This window comes from uncultured Draconibacterium sp., from assembly GCF_913060805.1.
GTDB lineage: Bacteria > Bacteroidota > Bacteroidia > Bacteroidales > Prolixibacteraceae > Draconibacterium.
On record NZ_CAJXTC010000005.1, the window covers coordinates 188,514 to 200,494 of the forward strand.

Below are 11,981 nucleotides of genomic sequence, written 5' to 3' on the forward strand. Positions count from 1 at the left end.
CATTTTAATTTTCCAATTACTTCAATAAAAAGTTCAGGTACACATTCTGGCTATTTCTTTTGTTTTTATAGGCTTCAAAACCCTGAATAACCTGATCTGAAATCGCGTAATGCTTTAATGCTGTTGTGTCGTTGGCGGCAAAAAGCATTACTCCTTCCTGAAATCCTTTGGGCAACGCAGGTAGTGCCGGAGTATCGTAATACTTCTCGATCATCGTTTTAAACCCCTCAATATCGCGTAGCAACAAGTAAATGGCGCCCAAATATTGAACTGTTGCCTGATGTGTTGGATTGTGGTTGATAATCTGTTTTAAATCCGAATCAAAACCATTTTTCCCCGACAAAACATTTTCAGGGAATATACATTCTCGTTTGGAACCTAGCACTGGATCACTTTCCACAGCCTTGTCGTTTTCAAGAAATTGCTTTTGAGCTTGCGCCCAGTGGGCATAGTATTTTGTTTTTTCAAGAATAGCAATATATTTTTTGGCTACCGGATAGGCACCGTAGATCAGGTTCGTCTGAATCAAACGTTTTAACATGCGCGGATTGTAGTTGTTTACGCTCTCGTTCGATTCGAATGCCATCCGCTGAGCCAGGGCAATGTGGCCCATCGAAAAATACACATCGCTTAGCAAAACCGAAATGTATGGTGTTTTGTCCCAGCTCAAATAAATACTCCGAAGGTCTTGCTGTTTATAATCAAACAGGTGTTCTGCCAATAGTCCTTTTTCGGCCAGCGCCACATTTCGGCAATTCTGATACAGGTAATTATTCATATCAATTTGCCGGCACCGTTCAAGCAGTTTATCCCAATTTTCGTGGCGCATGTAATAATCCAGCTCTTTAAAAATCTCATGCCGCGAGTCGATCATAAACGACGAATTGAAAACGGCAAGCCATCCAATAACAACAAATTGGATTACCAGTCCTGCCACCTGAATATTTCTTTTCACCTGTTTAACCTGCCCGAAAAGTAAAGCCAACAGCAAAACCGCAAGCATAAGCAGCCAGGGCTGGTAAATCACATTCCCGGCCTGGAGTTTCCATGTAAAATAGCCATCAGGTAATAACAGGTATTTCAGTTCGCCTGTAACTCCCAAGCGTAAGCTTATTACTGCAGACAAATAGACCAAAGCAGCAGGAAGCAGGAAAAAATATAAGCTTCGGAAATTAACAAACAGCTCGGTAAGCAATATTGCGGCAACAAACAAAGATGCCACAGGCCCGGCTAGGCAGTATAGTAGTAGCGAAAAAACAGTAGCATAGATAATACGCGGCACTAAGGGCTGTATTTTTAAATAAAAAACAAAAGCGCATAAAAACATCAAAAAAGCAATCGTTCCGCTCAGCTGGTAGTTGATGTTAAACTGTAAAAACAGTAACGAAATAACGGGTAATAATGAAATAGCAGAGAGGTATAAAGCAGGTGCCAGGCGTTTTAAAATTACACTTGTTACCATTACTGTTGTGGTTAACAATAAAGCTGAAATCAGAGCTCCGAAATACGGGTAAACAAAAAACTGTATCAAAAAGTCGGCAATAAGGCGAGCCAATCCTCCCGGTTGCCAAAGCAATGATTTTACAAAAGGCCAGTCGTACAAAAATAGGTGCCATTGCTCAGTAAAATAGAAGCTGTAGCGTTCCTTTATTTGCATGTAAAGAAACAGGGCAATAAAAACCACAATCCAGCCAACCATATAAATTAACCTGACTTTGTCGAATCTGTTTTTCATTATTAGTCTATTACCTGATATCCTGTAAACTTAAAAGAAATTAGTTAATATTTCCTACCCATTTTTACATTCATTTGCTATCAACCGGCCAAATTCCTCCAATTTATCTTAAAACAGAAAGAGAATATCTTAAATCAGAGAAGCTTCAAAATGGCTATTCATACTTTTAAATATCGAAATCCAAAAGTGGGACAAACAAGAGTTAAATGGAATTTCGAAAGAACTTTAATAGATAACCTAAATTGAAAGAACATTAAAATAGTATGAAAAAAATTACTTCCTTATTACTTCCAATACTTCTTGTTATTATCAGTCTTGGAGTGAATGCGCAGGTTGAGAAAGCTCCAGCCGGCTTTGACGTATCGCGAAAATCCATTCCCCATGGAAAAATAGATACAATAGTATACACCTCTACAACAGTAGGCGCTGAACGAACCACACTGGTTTATACACCTCCCGGCTATTCAGCTGAAAAGAAATACCCGGTTCTATACCTTTTACACGGAATTGGTGGCGACGAATTTGAATGGTTGAACAACGGCCATCCTGAGGTTATTTTGGATAACCTGTATGCCGATGGAAAAGTGGAGCCAATGATTGTGGTTTTGCCTAACGGCCGCGCGATGAAAGATGACCGTGCCACAGGTAATATATACGCTGCCGACAAAGTTGAAGCCTTTGCCAACTTTGAAAATGATCTTCTGAATGATTTAATTCCCTTTATAGAAAATAAATACCCTGTTATTGCAGACCGTGAACACCGCGCCATTGGCGGTTTATCGATGGGAGGCGGGCAGTCGCTGAATTTTGGATTAGGCAACCTGGATGTGTTTGCCTCGGTAGGCGGATTTTCATCGGCACCAAATACCAAACAGCCTAAAGAATTGGCACCTAATCCTGAAAAAACCAAAGAGCAACTGAACCTGCTGTTTATTTCGTGTGGCGATAAAGACGGATTGTTCAGTTTTAGCAAGCGAACACACGATTATATGAGCGAAAACAACATTGATCATTATTACTATGTGATTCCTGAAGGGCAACACGATTTTAAAGTTTGGAAAGACAGCTTATACAATTTTGCCCAGTTACTTTTTAAGTAGCAAAATCAGTGTGCAGCACAAAAATTAACCGAAAAAAGTAGAATAAATCTATCGATTAAAATGAAGAAAAGAATTTTTAGAACGAGTTTAACTTCTCAGCTAACCGCTTTGGCCATGTTGTTTACTTTTGTTGCAAGTGGTGTTCAGCCCGTAAAGAAAGGTACAAGCACGAATGCCCCTGTATTCTCAAATTTCGTATATCAGGGCGATGATGATGTGTACAAAAAATACCCGCTTGAAGAAGGCGAATTTTACAGCCCCATTTTACAAGGCTGTTATCCCGATCCGGCAATAACACGCAAAGGCGATGATTATTACCTGGTTTGTTCATCGTTCGCCATGTTTCCGGGCGTTCCAATTTTCCATTCAAAAGATTTGGTAAACTGGACCGATCTTGGTGGAGTACTGGATAATCCCGAAACATTCGATACGCACGACTGTGGAATTAGTGCAGGGGTTTATGCTCCTGGAATTACTTACAACCCGTACAACGATACATTTTATATGATTACCACTGCTTTTACAGGTGGTTTGAATAACATTATCGTTAAAACAAAAGATCCTAAAAAAGGGTGGGGCGACCCGATCAAACTGGCTTTCGGAGGTATCGATCCATCGATTTTCTTTGATGACAACGGTAAAGCGTATATCGTGCATAATGATGCGCCTGATCGTGGAAAAGAATTGTACAACGGTCACCGTGTAATCAAAATTTGGGAATACGATGTTGAAAAGGACCAGGTTATTGAAGGAACCGACAAAATTATTGTAGATGGTGGTGTTGATTTGTCCAAAAAACCAATCTGGATTGAAGCACCGCACCTGTACAAAAAAGATGGAAAATACTACCTGATGTGTGCAGAAGGTGGAACAGGCGGCTGGCATAGCGAAGTTATCTTCAAAAGCGACAGCCCAACCGGACCATTTATTCCGGCACCAAGCAACCCGATTTTAACGCAGCGACATTTTCCGAGAGAAAGAGAAAACAAAGTGGATTGGGCAGGGCATGCCGACATTGTTGAAGGACCTAACGGCCAATGGTACGGAGTTTTCCTGGCAGTTCGACCAAATGAAGAGCAACGCGTAAATACTGGCCGCGAGACCTTTATCTTACCGGTTGACTGGTCGGGAGAATTCCCTGTTTTTGTTAACGGACTTGTTCCAATGGAACCAAAAGTTGATATGCCTAAAGGTGTAGAGAATAAAACCGGCCAGGATGGATTTTTCCCGAACGGTAACTTTACTTATGAAGAAGATTTTTCGTCGGATGATTTGGATAAACGCTGGATTGGCTTGCGTGGACCACGTGAAGCATTCATCGAAAAAGCAAAGGGTGGCGTTCAGATAAATCCATTTGAAACGAATGTAAAAGAAGTAAAACCAACTTCAACTTTATTCTATCGTCAAATGCACAACAGCTTTTCGTATGCTGCTACTGTGGATTACAAGCCTGAATCAGAGAAAGATCTGGCAGGAATTGTGGCCTTGCAAAGCGAAAATGCAAACTACGTATTTGGTGTTACCAAAAAAGGCGATGATGATGTATTGGTTTTGCAACGCAATTTTAAGAGACGTTTCCGCGGTGAAATGGATTCAAAAGTAATTGCCAGCACAAAAATCGACCTTAGCAAGCCGATACGTTTACAGGTTTCAGCAAAAGGTGATAAGTATGAGTTTGCTTATGCTGTTGATGGTGCCGATTTTGAAAGCCTGGGAGGAATTGTTTCAGGTGATATTCTTTCTACAGATGTAGCAGGTGGTTTTACAGGTTGTTTACTCGGACTGTATGCAACTTCGGCCAACGATGCAATTCCTGAATAGGATCATAGATTTGGATTACTAAATAGTTCCGGTGTTGGGCCAACGTTGCTGTTTGGCTCATCGCCGGAATAAGTTTTTAGAATGACAGTTTAATACTTAACTAACCAAAGATGCAGACCAATAAAATTTTATCAACCGGGCTATTCCTGTTGTTTGCTGCTGCGGCTTTTGCACAACAAATGAGTGTTGTGTCGCCAAATCAAAAACTTAAAGTTGAGCTTTCTCAGTCAGAAAGCACCGCGTTTTCAGCATGGTTTTTAAAAGTAGATTACCGGGCTGATGAAGATTTTACCCCTGTTATCCCAAAAATCGATTTGGGATTACTACGCGACGATCAGGATTTTTCAAAGGCATTAAGCCTCACTAAGGTTGAACCAATCCAATTGATCAAAGAAGAATATACCGCCTTACACGGGAAACGTTTGCAGCGAAATAATACCGCCAACGAAATTACCTTCTGTTTTGAAAATGAAAACAAATCGAAACTGAATGTAGTTGTTCGGGCCTGGAATGATGGAATCTCTTTTCGTTACGAATTTCCTGAAAAAGAAGGTGATTTTGTGATTCAGGACGAGTTAACCACCTATACCATTCTCAATAAAACAAACCGCTGGCTGGAAGAATTCGATCTTTCAAACGAACGGCTTTACGCCAACAGCGACAGTGCTTCCGTTCAGAAAAACTGGTCGTATCCGGCACTTTTCGAAACCCCGGAAAAGGATTCTTGGTATCTTATACATGAAGCAGGTTTAGATAGAAGTTACTGTGCAACAAAACTGAACAACAACAGTGTTGCCGAACAATACAAGGTTACGCTTCCGCATCCCGGAGAAGGAGAGGGTGAAGCTTTGCCACAGATTACACTACCCTGGAAATCGCCCTGGCGTGTGATTGTGGTGGGTAGTTTGGCCGATGTGGTGGAATCAACCCTGGTTGATGATGTTTCAAAACCATCAGTTCTTGAAAACACCTATTGGATAAAACCCGGTGTGGCATCGTGGAATTACTGGTCGCACAACCACGGAACAAAAGATTTTAAGACTGTTTGCGAATTTGCCGATCTGGCTGCCGAAATGAACTGGCCGTACACCTTACTCGATTGGGAATGGGACCAGATGGAAAACGGTGGTAACCTGGAAGATGCAATCGATTATATTCATTCACTGGGCCTTAAGCCACTGATGTGGTATAACTCGAGCATGTTTAAGTGGATTACTTCAACTCCTGTAGACCGGATGAAAACGCATGAAAACCGCGTGGAAGAATTTACCAAACTGAATAAACTGGGAGTTTACGGGGTAAAAATTGATTTCTTTTTAAGCGAGAAACAATACATGATCGATTACTACCTCGATATTTTGGAGGATGCTGCGCAGTTTAATATCATGGTTTATTTTCACGGTTGTTTGGTCCCGAGGGGCTGGCAGCGTACTTACCCACACCTGATGACGTACGAGGGCGTTCGAGGAGCCGAATGGTACAACAATGGGCCGGAATTGACCACTGCAGCTCCCGAACACAATAACGTATTGCCGTACACCCGAAATGTAGTCGGGTCGATGGATTATACCCCGGTAACATTCACCAATTCGCAATATCCGCATATTACATCTTATGCTCACGAGCTGGCACTAAGTGTTGTGTTTGAATCGGGCATCCAGCATTTTGCCGATCGTCCCGAAGGATTTCGGAATTTGCCCGATGCTGCGCGTACATTTTTAAAAGAAGTTCCGGTGGTTTGGGACGAAACTAAACTATTGGATGGATATCCCGGCAGGTTTACCGTAATCGCACGCAAAAAAGCCGGTAACTGGTATGTTGGCGGCATTAATTCGGATGGAAGACGAGAACGACAACAAACGCTTGACTTTGGTTTTCTGCCCGACGGAAATAAATACCGATTGATCTTGATCGCAGACGGAAAATACGATTCTGAATTCTCGACACGCTACATGGTTGTCGATCAAAACTCTGAGATAGACGTGAAAATGCTCCGTAGGGGTGGTTTTGCAGCCAGTTTGAAACCGATAAACTAACCTGAAAAGAACCGAACATCACTTGAATAAACAAAAAAAATCAATAAAATATGAAACCAGCATTACTCGCTCTCTTCCTCTTTACAATCAGCTCTTTTGGGGTTGTGGCACAAACAAAAACAATTCGAAATCCTGCTTACGAATTCAAGAACTCGGGAATTTATAATGTACCTAAAGTAGTTTTAAACGATACGGCTACGTTGCTTACCATTCATTGTAAATTTGTCCCTCATTGGTGGGTTCAGTTTAATGACAATGAGGCGATCCGCGACTCGAAGACCAAGCAGGAATATAAAGTGAAGGGCATTCAAGGTGCTGTTTTTGGACAGCAATTATGGATGCCTAATTCGGGAGACAGTACTGTTGTTCTCGTATTTCCACCGTTGCCAGCTTCTACAAAGAAAATTGATTATCAAAGCCATATTTTTGGAATATCGCTTGACCCGGCACAGTCGGGAATTCGCAAACCAACAACAGTTTCACCAGCCATTGACCAATGGATGAAAGAGCAACTGGCTAGAGCCCCCCAGGCAGCGATGCCCAATTACCAGCTTTCTACTTTTTTCAATGAAAAACCAGCCCGACTGATTGGTTGTATCAAAGGGTACGATCCACGCGCTGGATTTTCTACCGGAATTGTGTATGCGCAAAACGAACTTACCCGGGAAGAATTCCCAATTGTGATAAAGATTGAACCTGATGGCCGTTTTGAGGCCGAGATCCCGATGATAATGCCCAAGCATACAATGGTAGTTTTCGATCAACGTGTTGGGGTTCCTTTTTATATTGAACCGGGGCAAACCCTTTGCCTGGTGCTCGATTGGGAAGAATTTCTCACCTTCGATCGCCGTCGAAACATTCGCTATCAGTTTAATCAAATTGAGTTCAGGGGCGCATTGGCTTCAATCAACCAAGAACTAATGAATTATCCGGCTAGCCAGTTCAATTACAATGAATTTGATAAAAAACGAAAATCGATGGCTCCGCTCGATTTCAAAGTCGACCAACTTGCTTCTTATCAAAAGGATTTGGATCAGTATGAAAACTACCTGAAAGAACACACGCTTTCGGCCAAAGCTCAAACCCTTTTGCTCAACAGAATCAAGCTCGATAATGCCAACAAGCTGTTTAATTACACCATGAGTCGTGACTATTATGCAAAACAAGATGGTACAAACAAGATACTGAAAATGCCAATTCCCGAAGAGTATTACGACTTTTTGAAGTCTCTGTCATTGAACGATCCCAGCTTGCTGATTTGCGACGAATTTAGTGAGTTCATTAACAGATATGAATATTGTGAGCTTTTCCAGAAAGCCCAATCTGAATTCATTAATAATTTGAACAGTAACAGACCCGAACCGCAAAAAAACATACTTGAATATTTCGATGAAGAGAAAATAGCTATTTCCGAAGAAGAACGCGAATTTCTATCCATTTCTGTTAAAAAACAATTGACCGATGATGATATGGCGAGATTGAAACAAATGGAAGATTTCTCAACAAAATTCGGAGAAAAGTACAATGATCAAATTCAAAAGTATGTAGAGAAATACCTTGGTCCTTTTCGGGCACAAACAGGCAATAGTGATATTGAAATATGGAAGCTCAAAGATTCAATTCTTGTCAACTCCTTGGGACTAACGCCCAATTTGGCATATGAAATAGCCAAAACACGGTCGCTTGAATCTGCATTCAAAAACGCTGGATTGAAAGAGAAAGCTTCTGAACTTTGGACATTCTTAAGGCAGGACATTCATACGCCTTATCTTGTTCAAACAGGCAATGCTCTGTTCGAAAAGAGATTTCCTGAAACCACTACAAATACAACGAAACAACTTCCCAGTGGGCCAGCCACAGAGGTTTTCAATGAAATTATTGCTCCGTACAAAGGCAAGGTGTTGTTTGTGGATTTCTGGGCTACAAGCTGTGGACCTTGTGTTGCAAATATCAAACAAATGAAGGAAATCCGTAAAAAGTATGAAGGCAACCCCGATTTCGATTTTGTATTTATTACCGATCAACGCTCCTCGCCCGAAAAGAATTATAATGATTTGGTGAAAGAGCAGAATATGAAGAATACCTATCGGATCTCGACCGATGAGTTTTACATGTTGCGCCAGTTATTCCGTTTCAACGGAATTCCTCATTATGTAGTAATTGACCAAAAGGGTGATGTGATCAATGATAATTTCGAAATGCACAATTTTATAATTGAATTAGAGCAGATATTGCCAGCATATAAAAAAGTAGCTTCCAATCAATAAGTTAAAAGTTCAAGAATCGAATAAAATATGCTGATAAATCGTAAAAAAGCTGAGGATGAGAAATAAACTATTATTCATTGTCGCCTTGGTTATTTCAATAACCGTACAGGGCCAAGTATTGCCATATCAAAATCCCGAATTAAGTTCGGAAGAACGTGCAAAAGATTTGGTTTCGCGATTAACGCTTGAAGAAAAAGCAATATTGATGTGCGACCAGTCGGATGCCATTCCGAGACTCGGGATCAAAAAATTTAACTGGTGGAGCGAAGCATTGCACGGCTATGCCAACAACGATAATGTAACCGTTTTTCCGGAACCCATTGGAATGGCGGCTTCGTTTAACGACGAATTGCTGCTTGAAATTTACGACGCGGTTTCTGATGAAGGACGGGCCAAATACAATGAATGGATCAACGCCGGAAACGAAAACAAACGCTTTTTGAGCCTTTCGGTGTGGACGCCAAACGTAAACATTTTTCGTGATCCTCGTTGGGGACGTGGACAGGAAACCTATGGCGAAGATCCATACCTTACTTCGCGCATGGGCGTTTCGGTGGTAAAAGGTTTGCAGGGCCCGGCTGATGCCAAATACCGCAAACTGCTGGCTTGTGCAAAACACTTTGCCGTGCACTCGGGCCCGGAATGGAGCCGTCATGAGCTCAACCTGAACGACATTAGCCCGCGCGAATTGTACGAAACCTATTTACCCGCTTTTAAAGCTTTGGTGCAGGATGCCGATGTGCGCCAGGTAATGTGTGCTTATCAGCGCCTCGACGATGAACCTTGTTGCGGAAACACCCGGCTATTGCAACGAATTTTACGCGACGAGTGGGGCTATCAGTATATGGTAGTTTCAGATTGCGGCGCTGTTACCGATTTTTTTACAACACACAATGTTTCATCCGATGCGGTGCATGCAGCCTCAAAAGCGGTTTTGGCCGGTACCGATGTGGAATGTGTTTGGGAAAATTATCCATATATGAATCTTCCGGAAGCTGTTGAACGCGACCTGATAAAAGAAGAAGTTATTGATAAAAGCGTGGTGCGTTTGCTAACCGGGCGTTTTGATTTGGGCGATTTCGACGACGATGCCATTGTCCCGTATGCTCAAATTCCTCCATCGGTTTTAAACAACGAAAAACACCGCCAACTGGCACTCGACATGGCCCGGCAAACCATGACACTTCTTCAGAATAAAAATAAGGTGTTGCCTTTATCAAAGAAGACAAAAAAGATTGCTGTGATTGGCCCCAATGCCAACGACGAACCCATGTTGTGGGGAAACTACAACGGAACACCGGTTCGTACCATTTCTATTCTGGAAGGCATAAAGACCAAACTTCCGGAGCAAAAAATACTATACGATAAAGCTTGTGATTTGGTGGAAGATAAAGTAACCGAAAGTTATTTTAACCAGTGTAGTTTCGAAGGGAAACCGGGAATTAAAGCAAGGTATTGGAACAACCCCGACCATGAAGGAGAGGTAGTAACAACTGACCAAATTGTAAATCCGATTAAAAAGACCACAGCCGGACAGCACGAATTTGCTTCGGGCGTTAAACTGGAAGGATTTTCGGCCATCTACGAAACAGAATTTACTGCCAAATCAACCGAGGAAATTGTGTTTAAAGGCGGTGCCACCGGACATTATGAATTGTTGGTTAACGGCGAAACAATTTCCCAATACGACAACTGGAGAACACTTCCTTCGAGAATTCCATATCAGTTGGAGGCCGGTAAAAAATACAAAATCGAAATTCGCTATGCGCAGTTAAACAACTGGCAGGCCAATATTGAGTTTAACTTCGGAAAAGAAGTGGATGTGGATTATACCGAACTCATAAAAAAACTTAAGGACATTGAAACGGTGGTATTTGTTGGTGGGCTTTCAGGTAACTTGGAGGGCGAAGAAATGCCGGTTTCATACCCCGGTTTTAAAGGAGGCGACCGTACCAATATCGATTTACCCGCCGTTCAGCGAAACTGTTTGAAGGCTTTAAAAGACGCAGGCAAAAAAGTAGTTTTTGTAAACTGTTCTGGCTCAGCCATAGCTTTAACGCCGGAAACTGAAACCTGCGATGCCATTTTACAAGCCTGGTATGCCGGCGAATCGGGCGGTCAGGCCATCGCCGATGTGCTTTTTGGCGATTATAATCCTTCGGGAAAACTACCGGTTACTTTCTACAAAAGTTCTGATCAGCTGAATGATTTTGAGGACTACTCGATGAAGGGGCGCACATACCGTTACATGGAAGATGCCTTGTTTCCTTTTGGTCATGGCCTGAGTTATACCAATTTCGAAATTGGTGAAGCCACCCTAAGTAAATCGACGGTTAGTGCCGATGAAACCATTCAAATAACAGTTCCGGTTGCCAATACCGGAGATTACGACGGCACCGAAATCGTTCAGGTTTACGTGCGTAAAGTAAATGATATTGAGGGGCCGCTTAAAACCTTGAAGGGCTTTAAACGCATTGAAGTTGCCAAAGGGAAATCGAAGGATGCAGTGATTGATTTACCACCGTCTTCTTTTGAATTTTACGATTGGGCACAACGAAAAATGACTGTGACATCGGGGCAGTATGAAGTACTGTACGGAAACAGTTCAGGTGCAAACGATTTAAAGAAACAGACAGTCACTATTCAGTAATCCTGTTTACGCATTTTGCTTCATCAAAAATGATGTGGCAGTGAACAGAGGTGGAGTATGCCCGAAGTTGGGGATCTCCATTAACAATAGACGATAGAAGTAGATGAAATACAATAGAAATTATACAAAGAACATTCAGCGACGAGTTATATACCTAGTTTTCCTGTTCGCTGCAATGCTTATTTTAGGGAAAGAAACTAAGGCTCAGTCGTATGCAGCCTGGTATCGGGATGCGCAGGAAAGAATTGATACACTTCGGAAAGGCGATTTTGGTATTAAAATAATTGATAAAGACGGCAACCCGTTTACAGGTGACGTTTCGGTGCGCATGAAAAAACACGAATTTCCCTTTGGGATGGCTTTCGATTTTTA

The 11,981-nt window shown here is 41.9% G+C and carries 7 protein-coding genes; 6 read left to right on the forward strand and 1 reads right to left on the reverse strand.

The window, feature by feature from the left end; translation table 11 throughout:
- Positions 1-16: 16 nt before the first annotated feature.
- Positions 17-1,735 (reverse strand): DUF6057 family protein, encoded by a 1,719-nt coding sequence (locus QZ576_RS04875; protein WP_297094656.1) that lies wholly within the window; start codon positions 1,733-1,735, stop codon positions 17-19.
- A 263-nt stretch (positions 1,736-1,998) separates the two neighbouring features.
- Here QZ576_RS04875 and QZ576_RS04880 point away from each other — a divergent pair, with 263 nt between their 5' ends.
- The 6 genes from QZ576_RS04880 to QZ576_RS04905 all read left to right on the forward strand — a co-directional run.
- Positions 1,999-2,835 carry an alpha/beta hydrolase-fold protein gene (locus QZ576_RS04880; RefSeq protein WP_297094658.1) on the forward strand — a complete coding sequence of 279 codons (837 nt, stop codon included), beginning with the start codon at positions 1,999-2,001 and terminating at the stop codon, positions 2,833-2,835.
- Positions 2,836-2,895: 60 nt separating this feature from the next.
- Entirely contained in the window at positions 2,896-4,656 is a 1,761-nt protein-coding gene (locus tag QZ576_RS04885) for a glycoside hydrolase family 43 protein (protein WP_297094660.1), read from the forward strand.
- Between the two features lie 110 nt (positions 4,657-4,766).
- Entirely contained in the window at positions 4,767-6,692 is a 1,926-nt protein-coding gene (locus QZ576_RS04890; protein WP_297094662.1) for a glycoside hydrolase family 97 protein, read from the forward strand.
- Positions 6,693-6,742: 50 nt separating this feature from the next.
- Positions 6,743-8,959, forward strand: a complete 2,217-nt coding sequence (locus QZ576_RS04895; protein WP_297094664.1) for a TlpA disulfide reductase family protein — start codon at positions 6,743-6,745, stop codon at positions 8,957-8,959.
- 55 nt (positions 8,960-9,014) lie between these two features.
- Positions 9,015-11,609, forward strand: coding sequence for a xylan 1,4-beta-xylosidase (gene xyl3A, locus QZ576_RS04900; RefSeq protein ID WP_297094666.1), 2,595 nt, complete (start codon positions 9,015-9,017; stop codon positions 11,607-11,609).
- 103 nt (positions 11,610-11,712) lie between these two features.
- On the forward strand, positions 11,713-11,981 hold a 269-nt coding region (locus QZ576_RS04905), incomplete at its 3' end, for a hypothetical protein (RefSeq protein ID WP_297094668.1).

Excerpts from the sequence above, each read along its gene's own strand:
- QZ576_RS04890 (WP_297094662.1), top strand. The coding sequence starts at position 4,767 with ATGCAGACCAATAAAATTTTATCAACCGGGCTATTCCTGTTGTTTGCT.
- QZ576_RS04880 (WP_297094658.1), top strand. The coding sequence starts at position 1,999 with ATGAAAAAAATTACTTCCTTATTACTTCCAATACTTCTTGTTATTATC.
- QZ576_RS04895 (WP_297094664.1), top strand. The coding sequence starts at position 6,743 with ATGAAACCAGCATTACTCGCTCTCTTCCTCTTTACAATCAGCTCTTTT.
- xyl3A (WP_297094666.1), top strand. The coding sequence starts at position 9,015 with ATGAGAAATAAACTATTATTCATTGTCGCCTTGGTTATTTCAATAACC.
- QZ576_RS04885 (WP_297094660.1), top strand. The coding sequence starts at position 2,896 with ATGAAGAAAAGAATTTTTAGAACGAGTTTAACTTCTCAGCTAACCGCT.
- QZ576_RS04875 (WP_297094656.1), bottom strand. The coding sequence starts at position 1,735 with ATGAAAAACAGATTCGACAAAGTCAGGTTAATTTATATGGTTGGCTGG.